The 19372-nt window shown below is 67.5% G+C and carries 22 protein-coding genes; 5 read left to right on the top strand and 17 right to left on the bottom strand.

Annotated features, from left to right (window positions below):
• Positions 1-9: 9 nt before the first annotated feature.
• The 13 genes from ACM1PE_RS08495 to ACM1PE_RS08435 all read right to left on the bottom strand — a co-directional run bounded on the left by ACM1PE_RS08495 (position 10) and on the right by ACM1PE_RS08435 (position 10471).
• A complete protein-coding gene (locus ACM1PE_RS08495) occupies positions 10-312 on the bottom strand; it encodes an ArsR/SmtB family transcription factor (RefSeq protein WP_054456511.1) in 303 nt (100 codons plus the stop codon).
• Positions 313-377: 65 nt separating this feature from the next.
• A complete protein-coding gene (locus tag ACM1PE_RS08490; protein WP_306632950.1) occupies positions 378-1046 on the bottom strand; it encodes a hypothetical protein in 669 nt (222 codons plus the stop codon).
• Positions 1047-1049: 3 nt separating this feature from the next.
• Positions 1050-1301: a hypothetical protein gene (locus ACM1PE_RS08485; RefSeq protein ID WP_059374182.1), complete on the bottom strand. Its 252-nt coding sequence runs from the start codon at positions 1299-1301 to the stop codon at positions 1050-1052.
• Positions 1302-1399: 98 nt separating this feature from the next.
• Entirely contained in the window at positions 1400-1843 is a 444-nt protein-coding gene (gene aac(6') / locus ACM1PE_RS08480) for an aminoglycoside 6'-N-acetyltransferase (RefSeq protein ID WP_419342971.1), read from the bottom strand.
• Positions 1844-1932: 89 nt separating this feature from the next.
• Positions 1933-2703: an SDR family oxidoreductase gene (locus tag ACM1PE_RS08475; RefSeq protein ID WP_059374180.1), complete on the bottom strand. Its 771-nt coding sequence runs from the start codon at positions 2701-2703 to the stop codon at positions 1933-1935.
• A 1-nt stretch (position 2704) separates the two neighbouring features.
• Complete coding sequence (locus tag ACM1PE_RS08470; protein WP_118932987.1) at positions 2705-3403, bottom strand: ABC transporter ATP-binding protein; 699 nt, start codon at positions 3401-3403, stop codon at positions 2705-2707.
• Between the two features lie 11 nt (positions 3404-3414).
• Positions 3415-4188 carry an ABC transporter ATP-binding protein gene (locus ACM1PE_RS08465; protein ID WP_059374178.1) on the bottom strand — a complete coding sequence of 258 codons (774 nt, stop codon included), beginning with the start codon at positions 4186-4188 and terminating at the stop codon, positions 3415-3417.
• The gene (locus tag ACM1PE_RS08460; RefSeq protein WP_059374463.1) at positions 4185-5216 is read right to left on the bottom strand and encodes a branched-chain amino acid ABC transporter permease; all 1032 of its coding nucleotides are present in this window, start codon (positions 5214-5216) and stop codon (positions 4185-4187) included. Before ACM1PE_RS08460 ends, ACM1PE_RS08465 begins: the two co-directional genes overlap by 4 nt.
• Before the next feature lie 28 nt (positions 5217-5244).
• Positions 5245-6165, bottom strand: a complete 921-nt coding sequence (locus ACM1PE_RS08455; RefSeq protein WP_059374177.1) for a branched-chain amino acid ABC transporter permease — start codon at positions 6163-6165, stop codon at positions 5245-5247.
• 19 nt (positions 6166-6184) lie between these two features.
• Positions 6185-7360 (bottom strand): ABC transporter substrate-binding protein, encoded by a 1176-nt coding sequence (locus tag ACM1PE_RS08450; RefSeq protein WP_059374176.1) that lies wholly within the window; start codon positions 7358-7360, stop codon positions 6185-6187.
• A 74-nt stretch (positions 7361-7434) separates the two neighbouring features.
• The gene (locus ACM1PE_RS08445) at positions 7435-8889 is read right to left on the bottom strand and encodes a 2-hydroxymuconic semialdehyde dehydrogenase (RefSeq protein ID WP_059374175.1); all 1455 of its coding nucleotides are present in this window, start codon (positions 8887-8889) and stop codon (positions 7435-7437) included.
• A complete protein-coding gene (locus tag ACM1PE_RS08440; RefSeq protein WP_419342970.1) occupies positions 8886-9611 on the bottom strand; it encodes a class II aldolase/adducin family protein in 726 nt (241 codons plus the stop codon). The genes ACM1PE_RS08445 and ACM1PE_RS08440 overlap by 4 nt, the downstream gene beginning before the upstream one ends.
• The gene (locus ACM1PE_RS08435; RefSeq protein WP_054456504.1) at positions 9608-10471 is read right to left on the bottom strand and encodes a VOC family protein; all 864 of its coding nucleotides are present in this window, start codon (positions 10469-10471) and stop codon (positions 9608-9610) included. The genes ACM1PE_RS08440 and ACM1PE_RS08435 overlap by 4 nt, the downstream gene beginning before the upstream one ends.
• 139 nt (positions 10472-10610) lie before the next feature.
• Between ACM1PE_RS08435 and ACM1PE_RS08430 the strand changes: the two genes are divergently transcribed.
• Together ACM1PE_RS08430 and ACM1PE_RS08425 are read left to right on the top strand one after the other, a co-directional pair.
• Positions 10611-11324, top strand: coding sequence for a GntR family transcriptional regulator (locus ACM1PE_RS08430; protein WP_419342969.1), 714 nt, complete (start codon positions 10611-10613; stop codon positions 11322-11324).
• Positions 11325-11676: 352 nt separating this feature from the next.
• Positions 11677-13563 (top strand): ABC transporter ATP-binding protein, encoded by a 1887-nt coding sequence (locus tag ACM1PE_RS08425; RefSeq protein WP_059380583.1) that lies wholly within the window; start codon positions 11677-11679, stop codon positions 13561-13563.
• A 43-nt stretch (positions 13564-13606) separates the two neighbouring features.
• On the opposite strand, the gene ACM1PE_RS08420 is transcribed toward ACM1PE_RS08425, so the two are convergent.
• Positions 13607-14230, bottom strand: a complete 624-nt coding sequence (locus tag ACM1PE_RS08420; RefSeq protein ID WP_251880664.1) for a LysE family translocator — start codon at positions 14228-14230, stop codon at positions 13607-13609.
• A 142-nt stretch (positions 14231-14372) separates the two neighbouring features.
• Between ACM1PE_RS08420 and ACM1PE_RS08415 the strand changes: the two genes are divergently transcribed.
• Complete coding sequence (locus ACM1PE_RS08415; protein ID WP_054454795.1) at positions 14373-14855, top strand: Lrp/AsnC family transcriptional regulator; 483 nt, start codon at positions 14373-14375, stop codon at positions 14853-14855.
• Positions 14856-14874: 19 nt separating this feature from the next.
• On the opposite strand, the gene ACM1PE_RS08410 is transcribed toward ACM1PE_RS08415, so the two are convergent.
• Positions 14875-15549, bottom strand: coding sequence for a DJ-1/PfpI family protein (locus ACM1PE_RS08410; RefSeq protein ID WP_419342968.1), 675 nt, complete (start codon positions 15547-15549; stop codon positions 14875-14877).
• Positions 15550-15639: 90 nt separating this feature from the next.
• Here ACM1PE_RS08410 and ACM1PE_RS08405 point away from each other — a divergent pair, with 90 nt between their 5' ends.
• Positions 15640-16515, top strand: coding sequence for a GlxA family transcriptional regulator (locus ACM1PE_RS08405; RefSeq protein WP_419342966.1), 876 nt, complete (start codon positions 15640-15642; stop codon positions 16513-16515).
• Here ACM1PE_RS08405 and ACM1PE_RS08400 read toward each other — a convergent pair.
• Together ACM1PE_RS08400 and ACM1PE_RS08395 are read right to left on the bottom strand one after the other, a co-directional pair.
• Positions 16512-17234: an SDR family oxidoreductase gene (locus tag ACM1PE_RS08400; protein WP_118935018.1), complete on the bottom strand. Its 723-nt coding sequence runs from the start codon at positions 17232-17234 to the stop codon at positions 16512-16514. The two genes, ACM1PE_RS08405 and ACM1PE_RS08400, sit on opposite strands and share 4 nt — an antisense overlap.
• Positions 17231-18226 carry a Bug family tripartite tricarboxylate transporter substrate binding protein gene (locus ACM1PE_RS08395; protein ID WP_059380587.1) on the bottom strand — a complete coding sequence of 332 codons (996 nt, stop codon included), beginning with the start codon at positions 18224-18226 and terminating at the stop codon, positions 17231-17233. The genes ACM1PE_RS08400 and ACM1PE_RS08395 overlap by 4 nt, the downstream gene beginning before the upstream one ends.
• Positions 18227-18329: 103 nt before the next feature.
• Between ACM1PE_RS08395 and ACM1PE_RS08390 the strand changes: the two genes are divergently transcribed.
• Positions 18330-19370: a cyclase family protein gene (locus ACM1PE_RS08390; protein ID WP_419342965.1), complete on the top strand. Its 1041-nt coding sequence runs from the start codon at positions 18330-18332 to the stop codon at positions 19368-19370.
• Positions 19371-19372 lie beyond the last annotated feature (2 nt).

Here is a 19372-nt window from a genome sequence, read left to right as displayed (position 1 = left end):
GCAAAAAAATTACAGCTCTTTCCCGATGAGCCCGGCAAGAGCGCGTATGGTTGCTTCGTTCCGCTTGTAGTAGGTCCACTGACCAATGCGCCTGGCTTCCACCAGGCCGGCGCGTTGCAGCGTCGCCAGGTAGTCAGACACCGTGGACTGCGACAGCCCCACGCCTTCCTGGATGCTGCTGACGCAGACGCCCACCGTGTGAACATCGCCTTCGTCCTGCGGCGGGAAGTTCTTCGCGGGGTCCTTCAATCCTTTGAGGATCTCAAGGCGCGTACGGTTGGAGAGGGCTTTGAATATTTCGAGCAGATCCATGCCGTCATGATATCGGGATTTCCCGATATGTCAATAAATTGGATTTGAGCCCTGCGTGCCGCGCCCTACTTGTCCACCGACCGCATGTCGCAAGTCGTCTCCGACGACGAGCAGATGCCGCGAAACCACGCCCGCCCGCGCGTGCGGTCCTTGGGCGCCAGCGGTTCGAACGTGTCGCTGTTGCGCAGCTCGTAGTCCAGCAACAGCCATTCGCCCTGGCAGGCGACGATGCCGCGCAGCGTGGCGCGCTCGGTCAGCCAGTCGCCGCCCAGGTCCAGCAAACGTTCACTGCCTGCATCCGGCCGGGCGTAGCCTCGCGCCGACTGGATGCCGACCTGCGCATCCGCGGCTTCGATCCAACCCTCGCCCCGATACACGGGCCGCGGCTTGCTCTGTTCGTCGCCGGTCTTGTCGTCGCTGGCGTTCCTGATCTTGAGCCAGCCGTCGCGCGCCTCGGTCACGTCGAAGGTCACGCTGTAGTAGTCGATCCCGGGATCGGGGCCGTCGCCGCGCGTCGTCGGCAGGCTGCCCAGCACCGCTGCCTGAGCGGATGCCGCCGCGCGCACCTGGATGGCCGGCTTGTCGTTCGTCGTCCAGCCGGAGAAGCTGCATGCGGTCGGGCCGGGCGGGGTCCAGGCGGCAGGCTTGGAAGTGGTTTGGGCATTGATGGCGGGCGACACCGCCAGCGCGGCAAGCGCCAGGAGTATCCATCGCATGGTCATGGGCTTGGTCATGTGTCAGTTGCTATTGATCCATTCCTGCGTATCCCGGACGAACCAGGGCAGATTCAGGCGCTCGCCTTCGCCGGATTGTATGGTCAGGCGTTGGTCCGAGGATCCAGGCGCGTTGTTCGTGCCCTGCCCCGTGGACGGAGAGCGGCTGCGATAGTCCAGCTCGGTTTGCTGGGGAGGTTTGTCCGCGCAAGCGGCGATCAAGGTGCATGCGGCTGCGGCAAGAACGGTCCGCAGCGCCGGACGAAGTATCTTCATGGTGTTCGGGTTCCCGCTGAAGGGCACAGGCCTGGGTGCCAGAAAATCAGGGCCTCCAGCCCATACCTTACTCGCAATGCGAGGCTCGCGTTGGCGTCTCAGATCGGCATGTTGAAATAGACGACCCGCTCCGTCTCGCTGAATCCCAGACGCGCATGCGCGGCCTGGCTTACGACATTGTCCAGCGCGGTATCCGAGGCCAGCTCCTTGCACCCCCTGTCGCTGGCCCATGCCCGGACGGCAGCAATCAAGGCCCTGGCCGCGCCCTGCCGCCTGGCCTCGGGCATGACGTACAGGCCTTCCAGGAACGCCACCGGACTGGAGTCCGTTCCATTGACGTAGTCCGTCCTGATGGAAGCTTCGGCCAACCCAATCGCGAGCCCGTCGTCGGCGCGCACCAGGAACTGAACGTACCGGTCCGGCGCGCAGACCTGATCGTCCATATCGTCCTGATGCTCGGCAGCTGACGCGTCAGGCCAAAGCGCCATGCGCAGTTGGAGCCAGGCGTTATCCCGGCAGGAGGTAATTGCGGCGGTTTTCATGGACAGGGTTCGTTTTCCAGGTGACGCCCGAAAATTTATCACCCTGCCCCGCCCGCTGTCGAAACCCATCCGGCGTCGGCACGCGCCCCCTACTCCTGCACCGGCACCGTATAGTTCAGCGCCAGCCTGCCGCCATCCGCGTACACCGTCTGCCCGGTCACGTAGCTGGCGTCATCGCTGGCCAGGAACACCGCCACCTTGGCGACTTCGTCGGTCGATCCCAGGCGCTGCATCGGAATGCGCGACAGCACGGTCCTGCGGGCTTCGGGGTTGCTGGTGATCGTGGCCAGGATCTCGGTGTCGATGCTGCCGGGGCCGATGGCGTTGACGCGGATGCCGTGCGGCGCCAGGGACAGCGCCATCGACTTGGTCATCTGGCGCACCGCGCCCTTGCTGGCGCCGTAGGCCAACTGGTCTGGCATCGCCAGTTCCGCCGTCATCGAGGACAGGGTCACGATGGCGCCGTTGCCGCGTCCGCCCGCCACCATGGCGCGCGCGGCGGCCTGCGCCACCAGGAAGGTGCCGCGTACGTTGACGTTCATGACCGCATCCAGGTCTTCCAGCTTCAGGTCCAGGAAGTCCGCCGCGCGGATCACGCCGGCGTTGCAGACGCAGATGTCCAGGCCGCCCCAGCGCCGCACGCACTCGCCGGCCAGCTTCTGGGCGTCGGCCGGGTCGGTCACGTCGGCCACCAGCGCGGCGGCGCGGTCGCCCAGGGCGCGGGCCGCGGCCATCAGTTCGGCCTCCTTGCGGTCGGCCAGCAGCACGTATGCGCCCTCGGCCGCGAAGCGCCGCGCGATCGCCAGCCCGATGCCCCCGGCCGCGCCGGTGACCAGCGCCACCTTGTCCTGCAATCTCATCTCAGACTCCTACGTAGGCGGCCACCAGGTCGGGCCGCTGGGACAATTCCGCCGAGCTGCCGCGCCACACCGTCACGCCCTTGTCGAGGATGACGTTGCGGTCCGACAGGCGCAGCAAGGCCGTGGTGTTCTTGTCCACCACGATCATCGACAAACCTTCGGCTTTCAATTGGGCCAGCACGCGCCAGATTTCGGCGCGCACCACCGGCGCCAGCCCTTCGGTGGCTTCGTCCAGCACCAGCAGGCTGGGGTTGGTCATCAGCGCCCGGCCCAGCGCCAGCATCTGCTGCTCGCCGCCGGATAGTTGCGTGCCCAGGTTGGCGCGGCGTTCGTGCAGGCGCGGAAACAGTTCATACACGCGTTCCAGCGTCCAGCCGCGGCCGCCGCCGCGGTGTATCGCCGTGGCGATCAGGTTCTCTTCCACCGTCAGGGTCGGGAAGATCTGGCGCCCTTCAGGCACCAGCGACAGGCCCAGCCGGCCGATGCGGTACGGCGCCAGTCCGCGCAGGGACCGTTCGCCGTAGCGGATGCTGCCCTGGCTGGCCGGCAGCAGGCCGAACAGGCATTTGATGACGGTGCTGCGGCCCATGCCGTTGCGGCCGATCAGGCCGACGACCTCGCCCTGGCCCACGTCCAGGTCTACGCCGAACAAGGCCTGGCAATGCCCGTAGGCCGCCGTCAATCCGCTGATGCTCAACATGGCGGGGCTCCTTATGCGTCGGCGTCGTCGCCCAGATAGGCGCGGCGCACGTCGGGATGGTTGCGTATCTGGTCCGCGCTGCCGGTGGCGATGACTTTGCCGTAGACCAGCACGCTGATGCGGTCGGCCAGCGCAAACACGGCGTTCATGTCGTGTTCGACCAGCACGATGGTGTAGCGGCCCTTCAGGCTTTGCAGCAAGGCGATCACGCCGGCGCTTTCGGCCGCGCTCATCCCGGCCATGGGCTCGTCCAGCAGCAGCACCGACGGCTCGCCCGCCAAGGCCATGGCAATCTCCAGCTGGCGGCGCTGGCCGTAGGCCAGGCTGTCCACCTGCGCCTCGGCCACGTCTTCCAGCTTGCAGGCCCGCAGCGCCTCGGTCGCGGCGTCGACCACGTCGGCGCAATCGCGCAAGGCGGTCCAGCCCGACAAGCGCCGGCGGCGCTTGCGCAAGGCCGCCAGGCAGGCGTTGTCCAGCACCGTGTAGCTGTCGAACACCGAGGTCACCTGATAGGAACGCAGCATGCCCAGCGCCACGCGCTCCTGCACCGAGGCGCGGGAAACGTCGGAGGCGCCCAGGCGCACGGCGCCGCCATCGGGCCGCAGCTCGCCCGACAGCAGGTTGATCAAAGTCGTCTTGCCCGCGCCGTTGGGGCCGATCAGCGCGTGCAGTTCGCCAGGGGCCACGTCCAGCGACACGCCGTCGGTCGCCTTCAGGCCGCCGAAGCGGCGCACCAGGTCCTGCGTGGACAGTCCAACGGGCGCGGCAGCGGTTTGCGTGCTCATGCCGAAGCCTCCTTGGCGATCGCGTCCGGCGGGCGGCGGTCCTGTTGCTCACCCGCGGCCGGCGGCTGAGCCGCAGGCGCGGCGGGCGGCGGACGCCGCAGCCAGGCCAGCGAATTGGCATAGCCGCCCTTGGCCACCATGGCGATGATCACCACCGCCGGCCCCATCAGCAGCATCCAATGCTGCGTCATGCTCTTGAAGGCTTCTTCCATCAACAGATAGGCAACGGCGCCGAAGATCGGACCCAGCACATTGCCCAGCCCGCCTATCACCACCATGACGATGAGCTCGCCCGACACCGGCCAGGACATGTAGCTGGGCGAGGCGAAGGCGGTCAGGTTGGCCAGCAGCAGCCCGGCCACGCCGGTCAGGACGCCAGAGGCCACGTAGGCCGTCAGACGCACGCCGAATACCGAATAGCCCAGCGCGTCCACGCGGCGCGGGTTGGCATGGGTGGCGCGCAGGATCATGCCGAAGGGCGAGCGGCGCAGGCGCAGCATCGCCAGGCTGGACACCAGCAGCACCGCCCAGGCCGCCCAGTACACCGGCTGGCTGCCGCCCAGGTCGAACAGGCCGAAGGAACTGGCTTCGTAGATGTTCAGGCCGTCGTCGCCGCCATACTCGCGCAGGCTGACCGCCAGGAAATAGAACATCTGCGCAAACGCCAGCGTAATCATGATGAAGCCTATGCCCGAGGTGCGCAGGCAGACCGTGCCGACGATCAGCGCCACCAGCGCGCACACCGCGATGCAGACGGCCAGTTGCAGCCAGCCGTTGCCGAAGCCGTAATAGCTGAGGATGCCCACGGCATAGCAGCCCAGGCCCAGGAACATGGCGTGGCCGAAGCTCACCAATCCGGCAAAGCCCAGCACCAGGTTCAGCGCCAGCGCGGCCAACGCATAGATCAGGATGCGCGCGCCCAGCGTCACGTAGAACGGTTCGCCCAGCCATTGCGCCACGAAAGGCACGCCGGCCAGGACCAGGAACAGCAAGGGCAGCGCCCAGCGCCGGTATGTGTGTTCTTGCATGATGATCCAACCCCAGTACAAGCGCGCGTCAACGGCGCGCCGAGAAGACCAGGCCTTGCGGCCGGAACGCCAGCACCACGGCCATCAGCACGTAGATCAGCATGGAAGCCAGGGCCGGCCCGACCGCGTTGGCGACGGAGGCGTCGAACACGGCGCGCAGCAGGTCGGGCAGGAAGGCCCGGCCCAGCGTGTCTATCATCGCGATCAGCAGCGCCGCGACCAGCGTGCCGCGCACCGAGCCGATGCCGCCGACCACGATCACCACCAGCGCCAGGATCAGCACCGGCTCGCCCATGCCGGACTGCACCGACAGGATCGGCCCCGCCAACGCCCCCGCCACGCCGGCCAGCACCGCGCCCAGCAGGAACAGCAGCGTCTTCTGCAGGTCCACGTTGGCGCCCAGCACGCTGGCCATGGGCGCGTTGCTGGCGCCCGCGCGGATCAGCATGCCGAAGCGCGTGCGCTGGATCAGGAACCAGGCGCCCACCGCCACCAGCGCGCCCACGCCGATGATCATCAGGCGATACACCGGATAGTCGTTGCCGAACAGGCTGACGGCACCTTCCAGCCCCTGCGGCACGGCGGCGTAATACGGCCGGCTGCCCCAGATGACGGAAGCCAGTTCATTGAAGAACATCATCAGCCCGAAGGTGGCCAGCACTTGGTACAGGTGGTCGTGCTTGTACAGCGGCCGCGCGATCAGGCGTTCCAGCGCCACGCCCACCAGGCCGCTGCCCGTCACCGCCGCCAGGATGGCGAAGGCGAACGAGCCGCTGGCGTTGTAGGCGGTGGCGCCCAGGAAAGCGCCGATCATGTACAGCGACCCGTGCGCCAGGTTGATGAAGTTCATGATGCCGAAGATCAGGGTCAGCCCCGAGGACAGCAGGAACAGCAAGGCGCCGAGCTGCAGGCCATTGAGCATCTGCGACAACAGCAAGGATCCGTTCATGGGGCGTCTCCCGGGACGGTTACTTCAGCGGGCAGTCCGCCACGTAGGCGTCCTGGTGGTCGGTGAACACCTTGGCCAGCTGCTTCAGGCCCACGCTGTCGCCTTCCTTCACGACCTGATAGGCATACAGGTCCTGCACCGGCATGTTGTTGCTGTTGAAGCGGAACTTGCCGCGCACCGTGGGGAAGTTGGCGCCGGCGGCCTTTACCGCCGCGGCCAGCGCCTTGCTGTCGCCGACCTTGCCGCCCTGCTGCTTGATGGCGGCATCCAGCAGGAACGCCGCGTCATAGCCGCCTACCGCATATTCCGACGGCAAGCGGCCGTACTTGGCCTTGAAGGCCTCGACGAACTTGCGGTTCTGCGGGTTGTCCAGCGTGGTGGCCCAAGGCGTGCCGTAGATCGCGCCCACCGCCTGTTCCTTCAGCGCGGTCAGCGTGTTGGAGTCGATCAGGCTTTCCGAGAAGAACGGCAGTTTTTCCATCAGGCCGGCCTGGCGCAGCTGGCGCACGAAGTTCACGCCCACCCCGCCGGTGTAGAACACGAACAGCGCGTCGGGCGAGGCCGACTGCATGCGCGAGATCTCGGCCGAATAATCCAGCTGCCCCAGCTGGGTGTAGATCTCGTCGGCGGGCGCGGCGCCATAGAAGCGCTTGAAGCCCGCCAGCTTGTCCTTGCCGGCCTGGTAGTTGGACGACATCAGGTAGGCGCGCTTGTAGCCCTGGTCCTTGACGTACTTGCCCATGGCTTCGGACATGCTGTCGTTCTGCCAGCCGAGTACGAACAGGTTGGGCAGGCACATGCGGCCGGCGATGGGCGCGGGCCCGGCATTGGTGGACAGGGCCACCACGCCCGACTCCTTGATGCGCCGCAGTTCGGCCATGAGCACATTGGAGAAGCCCAGGCCGACGATCACGTCCACCTTGTCCTTCTCGATGAACTTCTGAACGATCTGCGCGCCCACGTCGGGCTTGAGCTGGTCGTCGTCGCGGATCACCACGGCCTTCTGGCCGCCCAGGCTGCCGCCCAGCTGCTCGATGCCCAACATCAGGCCGTCGTACTGATCCTGGCCCAATGCCGCCTGGGGGCCGGACAGCACCCCGGTAAAGCCGATGCGGATGTCCGCCATTGCGGCGTTGGCCACGGTCAAGGCCGCGACCGCGGCCAGCGCGGACAGGCCGCGTGCGTATGCTTGCATGCTAAGTCTCCTTGGGGGATGGACGGCGGCGCCGTTCTGCGCGGCGCCTGCCGGTACTAAGGCTTGCTTACAGGTCAGAGCTTCACGCAGACATTGCGCAGCTCCGTGTAGAACTCGAGCGAGTGCACGCCGCCCTCGCGGCCGATGCCGGACTGCTTGGCCCCGCCGAAGGCCGTGCGCAGGTCGCGCAGGAACCAGGAATTGATCCAGCAGATGCCCACTTCCAGGGCCTGCCCCATGCGATGGGCGGTGCCCACGTTGCTGGTCCAGACCGAGGCCGCCAGGCCGTAGGGCGTGGCGTTGGCCAGGGCGACGGCTTCTTCTTCCGTGTCGAAGGGCGCGATGTGGCAGCAGGGGCCGAAGATTTCCTGCTGGATCACGGCCGAGGTTTCCGGCAGTCCGGTCCACACGGTGGGCTGGATCCACGCGCCGCCGGCCAGCTCATCCGGCATGTCCGGCACGCCGCCGCCCGCGACCACCGTGGCGCCCTCTTCGCGGGCGCGGGCGTAATAGCCCAGCACCTTGTCGCGGTGACGCTGCGAGATCAACGGCCCCAGGTTGACGCCAGGGTCCTTCGGACGGCCCAGCTTGAAGCCGCGGGCGCGCTCGCCCAGCGCCGCCACGAAGCGGTCGAAGATCGGCCGCTGCACGTAGACGCGCTCGGTGCCCAGGCAGACCTGCCCGGTGTTGTCGAAGGCGGCGCGCGCGATGCCGGCCACCGCCTTGTCGAAGTCCGCGTCGGCGAACACGATGCCCGCGTTCTTGCCGCCCAGTTCAAAGGACACGGGGCGCACGCCCACCGCCGCGGCCTGCATGATGGCTTCGCCGGTGCGGGTTTCGCCGGTGAAGGTGATGCCGTCGACCAACGGATGGCGCGTGAGCTTTTCGCCCGCCGAACCGGGGCCGCGGCCATGCACCACGTTGTAGACGCCGGGCGGCACGCCGACCTCGTTCATGACTTCGCCCAGCAGCGTGGCCGTGGCCGGGGTGTCTTCGGAAGGCTTGACCACCACGGTGTTGCCGCAGGCCAGCGCCGGCCCCACCTTCCAGGTCATCAGCAGCAGCGGCAGGTTCCAGGGGCAGATCACGCCGATCACGCCGCGCGGCACGCGCACGCCGTAGTTCAGGGCATGGCCGCCATCCGGCGTTTCCAGGTCGAAGGTCTCGTTGGGAATGTTGCGCACCAGGTCGGCGAAGATCTTGAAGTTCGCCGCGCCGCGCGGAATGTCCAGATGGCTGGCCAGGTCGTAGGGCTTGCCGGTGTCGGCGATCTCGGCATCGACGAACTCGTCGAAGCGGCGGATGATGCCGTCGGCCACCGCGTGCAGCAGCTCCACGCGCTGCTGCGTCTTGAGTTTGCCCCAGGGGCCGCGCAGCGCCGCCTTGGCGGCCCGCACGGCGGCGTCGACCTCGGCGTCGCCGGCCTCGTGGATGCGTCCGATCAGGCGGTTGTCGACCGGATCGCGGTTGTCGAACGTCTTGTCCGTGGCGACCCATTCGCCATTGATGAAATTGCGGAAATCGGTCATTGCGTCCTCGGTTGTGACAGGTCTGCCAGCGCCGCTTCAGGGTCGCCGGCGGTCAGGTATTCCCACATGCGCTCGTAGATGCGGCCCGTGCCCACGGCGCGGGTAGCCGCCTCTTCCGGCGAGAGCGTGGGCGCGCCTTCGGCCAGGCCGGCCGAGCGCAGTTGCCATTCGATGCGCGCGGCATCCTCCAGATACCAGGTCAGCACCACGGCATGCATCAGCGATTCGGCCGCCACCACCGCGCCGTTGCCGCGCATGGCCACGGCGCGCGCCGCGCCCAGGGTCTGGGCCACGCCGCGCGCCTGGGCGTCGCTGCGCACCAGCTGCGGATCGTCCCAGAGCGGCACGGACGGAGAAAAATACGAGCCCATGCCATGGCGCGGCTGCGGCGTCACGCGGGCCGAGGACAGCGTCATGACCGTGGGCGGCATGGAACGCACCACCCCGCCCACTTCGGGGCGCATGCGGTAGATGTGCTGATGGATGCGGACCTCGCCCAGCACGCCCTCGGGCAGCTCGCCGTGCACCGGCACCACCGTGCCCGCCTCGCCCGGTTCGATCAGGCCCATGGGCCGCGCGGCGCATACCAGGAAGTGACCGGCGTCGAGGCGGCTGCTGCAATGGCCGTAGGCGTGGACCAGGCCGGCGCGGGCCAGGCCGCGCGCCGCCGTCCGCACCAGGGCTTCCTGGCCGGCGTCGGCTTTCATCGGCGCGGCGCTCACGTCTTGAACTCCGGGATGTCGGGCTTGGCGCCCCACATGCAGAACGAGGACGGCACCGCGGGAAAGCTGCGCGGCCGGTAGGTCTTCTCGTCTTCGGCGGTGATCAGGCGCACGCCGGTGGAGTATTCGTAGATCATGCCGTCGGGGCCGTCGAAATACAGGAACATCGCCCCCGAGGTCGGATGCCGCCCCGGGCCGAAGCGGATCGGCACCTGCCATTCCTTCAGCTGATACCAGGCGCGCATGATGTCGTCGATGCTCTCGACCTGGTGGTTGATGTGCTGCACGCCCGGATAGCTGGACGGGAACAGCGCAATCTTGTGGTGCACTTCGTCGATGCGCAGCAGCGGCGCTTCGCCGATGCGGTCGCTGACCCGGGCCGACAGCAGGCCGGTCCAGAAGGCTTCGTCGCGCCGCGCGTCCAGCGTGCGCAGGCCGATATGCGAAAAGCCGGTCACGCCCGCATCGCGGCTGGGGAAGTAGCGGCGGCCGCTGTGATGCGGCGCGTGCACCAGCTCGATGCGGTTGCCGGAGGGGTCGATGAAACTGAGGAAATCGCGCACGTAGCGCTGCTCGGCGTCCTCGCGCTTGCCTGCGGCGACCTGATAGCCGCTGCGCTCCAGCACCGCGCCGGCATGCTCGAGTTCTTCGGACGTGTCCACTTCGAACGCGGTGGTGTGGTCGCGCGGATCGCCTTCGAAGTAGCAAAGGGTGTGGTCGCGCGAGTCGGACTTGAAGTAGACCGCGCCGTGCTCCTTGCGCGCCACTTCCAGCCCCAGCACCGCGGTCGCGTAGCGGACCGCGGATTCCAGGTCGCGGGTACCCAGCCGGACGTACCGGATGTCGTGTAGCCGTATCACTGCTTGTCTCCAGGTTGCGCCTGCCGCCGGCTCCTTGCCGGTCGTGGTCTCGACGCTTTTTTTCTACGATAAGCAGCATAAATCTCGGCGTCAATAATTTTTATCGAGATTTTTTGAACGCAGTGATAAAGTAGCTCCCATGTCAGACGGCGCCACCCTCCCCCCGCTCGCCCATTCCGCCTCGGCCAACACCCTGGTCGGCGCGGCCTATGTCAACCTGCGCCGCGACATCATCCAGGGCGTGCATCCGCCGGGTTCCCGCCTGCGCGTCGAACACCTGAAGGACGATTACGGCGTGGGCGCAGGCACGCTGCGCGAAGCGCTGGCGCTGCTGGTGTCGGACGCGCTGGTCATCGCGCAAGGACAGCGCGGCTTCCACGTCACGCCGATTTCGCTGGAAGACTTCCGCGACATCACCGAGAACCGCGTGCTGCTTGAAACCCAGGCCCTGCGCCAGTCCATCGCGCTGGGCGACGACGACTGGGAAAGCGCGGTGCTGGCCGCCTTCCACCGGCTGAGCAAGGCCGAGCAGCGCCTGGCCGCCGACCCCGACACCCGCTTTGAAGAATGGGAGCAGCGCAACCGCGAATTCCACCGCGAACTGATCCGCGCCTGTCCGTCGCGCTGGCTGCACCATTTCCTAGGCATCCTGTACCAGCAGGCCGAGCGCTACCGCCGCCTGACCGTCACGCGCAAACCCATCGCGCGCGACCTGGACGATGAGCACAAGGGCATCCTGGACGCCACGCTGGCGCGCGATGCCGACCACGCCTGTGACCTGCTGGCCGCCCACATCCGCCTGACCTACGACGCCGTGGCGCGCCTGCCGCCCACGCTGTTCACCCCAGGCTGAACGCCGCGCGCAGTTGAAAAAAACCCACACCGGCGCGCGCCTACCCGTTGCTTCGCTTACACCACTTCTATAGAATCTTCAATTCGGGCCTCTGCCCATTCCTTTTCCCCCACATCTCACACCACTGGGAGGCGCAAGATGATGAATCCGCATACCGCCATCCCGCGCGTGTCCCCGCGACGCCATTAAGTCGTCGCCCGCGCGGACCCATCGCTGGATGCCTATCTAGCGACTGGTCCTCCGTGCCTGCCCCAAAAACCTGAACGCAATCGCCCGCGCCTCGCCGCGCAGGCCGCTCCTTCCTCTTTCCACACAAGGACTCCCGGCGTCCTGGTGACGCCGGGCCATTGCAATGGCCAGAAAAAAAATCGATCTACGAGGACAGACCTTCAAGGATGTCCTTGGCTTTACCTTCCGCCATTGGCGCGCGCAGCCCTGGCGTACCTCCGGCATCATCGTGCTCGCCCTGCTGTCGGCGGTGACCGATGTGCTGACGCCGCTGTACGCCGGCAAACTGGTTGACGCAGTGGCCTCGGGCGCGGCCGGCGACGAAATCGTCTGGAGCGCGGCCGTCACCGCGTTCTGGCTGCTGATCGCGCTGGGCATCGGCGGCACGCTACTGCGCCAGGCCATATTCCAGAACATCATCACCTTCACGCTGAAGATGATGAATGGGATCGTGTCCAGCGCGTTCTACCGCGTGCAGCGCTTTTCCACGGACTGGCACGCCAACAGCTTCGCCGGCTCCACGGTGCGCAAGATCACGCGCGGCATGTGGGCGGTGGACATCCTCAACGACACGCTGCTGATCGCGCTGTTGCCGTCGGTCGTGATGCTGGTGGGCGCCACCGCCCTGCTGGGCGCGCACTGGCCCATCATGGGGCTGGTGGTGGGCCTGGGCTCGGTGCTGTACATCGCCGTGACCGCGGCGTTGTCGCTGGGCTATGTGGCGCCGGCCGCGCGGCTGGGCAACGCCTGGGACACGCGCATGGGCGGCGCGCTGGCCGACGCCGTCAGCTGCAATGCGGTCGTCAAGGCCTTCGGCGCCGAAGCGCGCGAAGAAGTCAGGCTGGACCGCGTCGTCGACAAATGGCGCCGCCGCACGCGCCGCACCTGGATCCGCGGCACGATCAACGGCGGCATCCAGGGCGCCATGCTGGTCGCCATGCAGGCGGGCATCCTGGGCGCGTCGCTGCTGCTGTGGTCGCGCGGCCAGGCCAGCGTGGGCGACATCACCTTCGCCCTGACGATGTTCTTCATGCTGCAAGGTTATCTGCGCGACGTGGGCATGCACATCCGCAACCTGCAGCGCTCGGTCAACGACATGGAAGAACTGGTCGCGCTGGAAAAGCAGCCGCTGGGCGTGGACGACCGGCCCGGCGCGGGCGAGCTACGCGTGACGGCTGGCGAGATCCGCTTCGAAGATGTGACGTTCCGCTATGGCGCGCACGACAAGGCGCTGTATGACCATTTCTCGGTGCGCATCGCCCCGGGCGAACGGGTCGGCCTGGTCGGCCATTCGGGTTCGGGCAAGACCACGTTCATCAAGCTGATCCAGCGCCTGTACGACGTGAACGACGGTCGCATCACGATCGACGGGCAGGACATCGCCCAGGCGCGGCAGGCGTCTTTGCGCAGCCAGATCGCCATCGTGCAGCAGGAACCCGTGCTGTTCCATCGCACGCTGGCGGAGAACATCGCCTATGCCCGCCCCGGCGCCACGCAGGCCGAGATCGAGCAGGCGGCAAGGCTGGCCAGCGCCCATGACTTCATCATGGCGCTGCCCAAGGGCTACGACACGCTGGTCGGCGAACGCGGCGTCAAGCTGTCGGGCGGCGAACGCCAGCGCGTGGCCCTGGCCCGCGCCTTCCTGGCCGATGCGCCCATCCTGATCCTGGACGAAGCCACGTCCAGCCTAGACAGCGAAAGCGAAGTGCTGATCCAGCAGGCCATGGACCGCCTGATGGTGGGCCGCACCACGCTAGTGGTGGCGCACCGCCTGTCCACGGTGCGTGCGCTGGACCGCCTGCTGGTGATGGACCGCGGCCGCGTCATCGAGGAAGGCAGCCATGACGCGCTGATCCGCCTGAAGGGCGGCCTGTACCGGCGCCTGTTCGAACGCCAGGCGCTGGAGCTGACCAAGGGCCTGACGCAGTCGGAATTGCTGGAGGACGGCGCGGTCCCGCCGCGGCCGAAGGACGAGGAAGCCGACGAGTCCTCGTACGCCTACGCCAAGTAAACCTGGCGGCCGGTCCCGCGGCGCAAGCTGCGGGGCCGGCGGTTCAGGCCGGACGCTGGGCCACGGTCAGGCGCAAGCCGAAGCCGATCAACGCCAGCCCGAACACCCGGCTCTGGATCTTCTGCGCACGGGGGCTGGCCGACATCCAGCGCCCCACCGCCCCGCCCGCCAACGCGCACAGCACGTCCAGCGCCAGGCCCAGGCTGACCAGGATCACGCCCAGCACGGCGAACTGCTGGCCTATCGGCCCCTGGGCGGGCGACACGAATTGCGGCAGCAGCACCGAGCAGAACAGCAAGGCCTTGGGATTGAGCACATTGGTCAACACGCCGCTCAATAGCGCCGGCCCCAGTCCCGCGCGGCTCGCGGGCGCCTGCCCGGAAGCATCGTAGGACACGGGTCCTGCGCGCAATAGCCGCAAGCCCAACCAGACCAGATAGCAGCCGCCCACCGTGCGCGCCGCATCGAACGCCCAGGGATGGGTCTTGAACAGCGCCGCCAAGCCCAGCGCGGCCAGGGTCACGTGGGCGGCCCGCGCGATGGCCAGCCCCGCGGCCACGGCCAGCGCCTGCCCTCTGCCGCGCAGCACACCGGTTTCCAGCAGCAGGATCATGTCGGGTCCCGGCACCACGTAGACGATCAGCAAAGCCCCTAGAAACATCGCCATATCCGCCATTTCCCCGCTCCTTTCCGTCCTGACTCAGGCGATCATTCTAGGAAAATGGCGCTGGCATGTGCATCCTATTCATGCCATCAGATTTATGATGATTGGCATATTCAACCAATCAAACAAACCTAATCCTAATTCCATGCCAAAACGCGAACTGGACGCCTACGACCGCCGGATCCTGGAAGCCCTGCAGCAGAACGGCCGGCTGACCAATGTCGAACTCGCCGAACAGATCGGCCTGTCCCCTTCGCCCTGCCTGCGGCGGGTGCGGCTGCTGGAAGAAGCCGGCGTCATCCAGGGATACGAAGCCCGCCTGGCGCCGGACGAAGTTGGCCTGGGCCTGACCGTCTTCGTCGGCATCAAGGTGGAGCGGCACCACGAGCGCGACTCGGCCCTGTTCCGCGAGGAAGTCAGCACCTTGCCGGAAGTCATCGCCGCGCACCTGGTGTCGGGCGAGTCCGACTTTCTGCTGCAGGTGGTGGTGCCCGACCTGCGCGCCTACGAACGCTTCCTGCTGGGCACGCTATTGAAGCTGCCCGGCGTGAAGGACATCCGCAGCAACTTCGCCATCCAGACCGTCAAGCCGCAAAGCCCGCTGCCGCTGGATCATCTGGCGAAGTGAGCGCGCCGCGCGCACGAACTCACGCCATCGCGGCCGCGGCCCGGTCCACCGCCTGCGAGCGGCGCTCGAAGCGCGCCTGCGACATCTCCAGATAACGCTGCACCACGGCCGGCTCCGAAGTCTTGGGCGTGCCGCCAGGAAACGGCGGCTTGGGGTCGTATTCGATCTGCAGCTGGATCAGCTTGGCCACGTCCTCGCCGCACAGGTCCGCCACCACTTTCAGCCCCATGTCGATGCCGGAGGTCACGCCGCCCGCGGTGTAGAACTTGCCGTCCACGCACATGCGCTCATCGCTGGGAATGGCGCCGAAGCGCGACAGCAGTTCACGTGCGCGCCAGTGGCTGGAAGCACGCCTGCCGCGCAGCAGGCCAGCCGCGCCCAGCAGCAGCGAACCGGTGCAGATGCCGAATACGTAGCGCGCCGCCAGGCCTTGCGCACGTGTAAACGCTACCCAGTCGGCGTCGACAATGGCATCATCCGTGCCCGGCCCGCCTGGCACCACCAGCAAGTCGCAGGGCGGCGCCGATGCGATGGCCTGCGTGGGCACGAAACACAGCCCGCGATCGCTGCGCACCGGATCGCGCGTTTTTGCGACAAAATCCACGGTGAAGCCCGGCGCGCCTGCCAGCACTTCGTACGGTCCGGTCATATTCAGCTGGGTCAGCCCTTCGAACAAGAGAAAATTCACATGCATGACGATGCTCCGTTAGAAACGACGACTTCCAGCATAGGCGGACGCGCCCGGACGCGTGCGCCAAATACGCCGCCCGATGCGCCATTGCGCGTGCAATTCGTCCTGTATGACGGCTTCCAGCCGCTGGATCTGGCCGGACCATGGCAAGCCTTCAGTTCGGCCAACGAGGAAGCCGGCCGCAAGCTCTACCGCCTGGGCACCATCGGCGCCACGCCGCAGGTCTCCACCTGGGAACAGGGCCTGCGCATGCAGGTGGACGGCACTTTTGCCGACGACGGCGATGAGCGTCTGGACATGATGTTCGTACCCGGCGGTCCCGGCGCCGATTTCGCGGGCGCCCATGGCGAGACGCGCGCCTGGCTGCGCCGCCGCGACGCGGACGCCGGACGCACTTGCAGCGTCTGCACCGGCGCCTTCGTGCTGGCCGCCGCCGGCCTGCTGGACGGTCGCGCCGTCACCACCCACTGGCGCTCGGCCGATCGGCTGCGCCAGCTACACCCGGCCCTGCGCGTCGAAGACGACCGCATCTACATCGAAAGCGGCAAGTACTGGACCTCGGCCGGCGTCACTGCCGGCATCGACCTGGCGCTGGCGCTGATCGAACGCGACTTCGGCGCCGACCTGTCGCAGCGGGTCGCGCGCCGGTTGGTCGTATTCATGCGCCGCAACGGCGACCAGCGCCAGTACAGCCAGGCGCTGCGTATGCAGGACCGCGTGGCCGCGCCGTTCCGCGACCTGGTGGAAAAAATCGAGGCGCAGTTGTCGGCGCGCTGGTCGGTCGACGACATGGCCGATGCCTGCCAGATGTCGCGCCGCACCTTCCAGCGGAAATTCGCCGCGCATTTCGGCGTCGCGCCCACCGAAGTGCTCAAGCGCCTGCGCCTGGAGCGGGCGCAGGCGCTGGCGGCATCCGGCAAGATGTCCAGGAAGGAAATGGCGCAGCTGGGTCAGGCGCTGAGCGGCTAGCCGGCCAGCCCCACCGACACGCCGCCGCACACGTACAGCATCTGTCCCGTCATGAAACCCGCCCGCCGGTCCATGAACATGGAGACCGCATGCGCGACCTCTTCGGGCCGGCCCACCCTTCCTGCCGGAATCGCCGCCTCCAAGGCCAAGGTCTGTGGCGCGCCCGGCGGGTTGGACTGGTTGAACAGTTCAGTCGCGATGGGTCCGGGCGCCACGGTGTTCACCGTGATGCCGCTGCCCGCCAGCTCCAGCGCCCAGGTCCGCGTCATCCCGGCCAACGCCGCCTTGGACGCGCCGTAGACGGTGCGTCCGTCCTTGCCCAGGGCGGCGCGGCTGCCGATGTTCACCACACGCCCGTAGCCCGCCGCCCGCATGCCGGGCAGCAGGGCCTGCATCAGCAGGACCGGCGCAGTGACGTTCAGCGCCATGATCCGCGCCATCTGCTCCTGGGTGACGTCGCCGATGCGCGCGACCTGGATCATGCCGGCGTTGTTGACCAGATGCAGGACCCGGCGTTCGGCCGCCAACTCCTGCGCGGCGGCCACGGTGGCTGCGGGGTCGCCCAGGTCGACCGAGCGGAACGTCTCGCCAGGCAAGAGGGCTTCGGGCGCGCCGCGGCTGAAGTTGACGACCTGGAAGCCATCATCGATCAGGCGCGCGATGATGGCGCGGCCTATGCCCCGGCTGCCGCCGGTGACCAGTGCGGTGGGCGTGTTCATTGCGCGGTGATTCCCTTGTCCTTGATGAGTCCGCCCCACTTCTTGCGTTCCGCGGCCTCGAAGGCCGCCAGGTCCGCGCCGAAGAGCGTGCCAGGCTTGGCGCCCATGCCGGCGAAGTTGGCCGCGACGGCCGGATTCTTCAGCCCGCTGCGCGCGGCTTCGATCAGCTGCCGGACCACGGGCTCCGGCGTGTTGCGCGGAGCGTACAGCGCAAACCAGGCGGTGACGTCAAAGCCCGGCAGGCCGGATTCCGCGACGGTGGGCAGGTTGGGCACCGAAGCATCGCGAGCCGCGGACGTGACCGCCACGCCTCGGACCAGATTGCCGTCCTTGATCTGCGCCAGCGCGCCCGGCAGGTTGTCGAACAGCAGGTCGACCTGCCCGCCGGCCACCGCCGGCAGCGATGCGGACGTGCCCTTGAACGGCACGTGCAGCATGGTCACGCCCGCCATGGCTTCGAAATAAGCGCCGGTCAGGTGCACCGAGGACCCGATGCCGGGCGACGCATAGGTCAGTTTCTTATCCTTGGACTGCTGGGCCGCCTTGATCACGTCCGCCACCGTTTTGTAGGGCGACTTGGCGCTGACGGCGATGACGTTGGGCGTGGTGGACACCAGCGCGATGGGCACCAGGTCGCGTTCGGGGTCGAACGCCATGTTGTTGTAGAGGAACTGGTTGATGGTCTGGGTGCCGATGGTGCCCAGGCCCAGCGTGTAGCCGTCGGGCTTGGCGCGCGCCACGTAGGCCATGCCGATGTTGCCGCCGGCGCCGGGCTTGTTCTCAACCAGCACGGTCTGCTTCAGGCCCGGTTCCAGCGCGTGGGCGATGGCGCGGCCGAAGATGTCGGCGCCCCCGCCCGGCGGATAAGGCACGACAACGGTGACGGGATGATCGGGATAGCCGGCGGCGTGCGCCGCGGGCAAGGTCAGGAAGGCCAGCGCGGCCAGGGCCGGCGCAGTGATCGCCAACCTGCGCTGCAGGAATTGCGTCATGGGCTTGTCTCCTATCGAACCCGCTGATTGCGGATTTCTTTTTAAAGTACGTAAATACGTACTATATTCATAAGAACATAGAAAACCTCCAGGAGACAAGCAGATGAAACGCTGGACCCAACGCCCCGAAGGCTCCACCTGGGGCGACTTCGGCCCGGATGACGAGATCGGCCGCCTGAACCTGCTGACCGAGGAAAAAGTGCTGCAGGCGGTGCGGGAAGTGCGCGCGGGCAAGGTGTTCTGCCTGTCGCTGCCGCTGGACCTGCCGGGCGGCAACGTGCTGAATCCGCGCCGCCACGCCCCCACACTCAAGCCCACCTTCCGCGAAGGCACGCCCTATCTGAACTTCCAGATGTCGCAGGTGCAGCCCGAAGCCGTGGACGTACTGTCCGACGACCAGGTCACGCTGTCCATGCAGTACTCCACCCAGTGGGACGGCCTGTGCCACGTGGGCGCGCTGTTCGACATCCAAGGGGACGGCGAGGCGCGCCGCGTCTACTACAACGGCTACGCGGCCGGCGTGGACGTGTTCGGCGGCGCGGATCCCGACAACTCGGACGACGCCTGCTGCCCGCCCGGCGGATCGTATGCGCGCAAGCTCGGCATCAACCGCTATGCCGAGAAAGGCATGCAGGGCCGCGGCGTGCTGGTGGACCTGGCGCGCGCCTACGGCTCCGGCCGCACGGTCGTCGACCTGGCGGGCCTGCAGGCCGCCATGCGGGCGCAGAACGTCACGGTGGAACGCGGCGACATGCTGGTGCTGCGCACCGGCTTTGCCGAGGAAATCGTGGCCATGGACGGCCGGCCCGACCCGCACAAGCTGGAACAGACCGGCGCCGTGCTGGACGGCTCCGACCCGGCGCTGCTGGACTGGATCACGCAATCCGGCATCGCCGCGATCTGCGCGGACAACTATGCGGTCGAAGCCTATCCGGCGCGCACCTCCGGCCCTGGGCATTCGATCCTGCCGCTGCACCACCATTGCCTCTTCAAGCTGGGCCTGCCGCTGGCCGAACTCTGGTACCTGAAGGACCTGGCCGACTGGCTGCACGCGCAAGGCCGCAACCGCTTCCTGCTGACCGCCCCGCCCTTGCGCATGCCTGGCGCGGTGGGTTCTCCCGTGACGCCCATCGCCACGGTGTAAGC

It is taken from the genome of Achromobacter sp. PD1 (assembly GCF_048541815.1).
In the GTDB taxonomy this organism is placed as follows: Bacteria; Pseudomonadota; Gammaproteobacteria; order Burkholderiales; family Burkholderiaceae_B; genus Achromobacter; species Achromobacter bronchisepticus_A.
The sequence above is the reverse complement of the archived record's forward strand: the minus strand, read 5'-3'. Positions and strand labels throughout refer to the sequence as shown.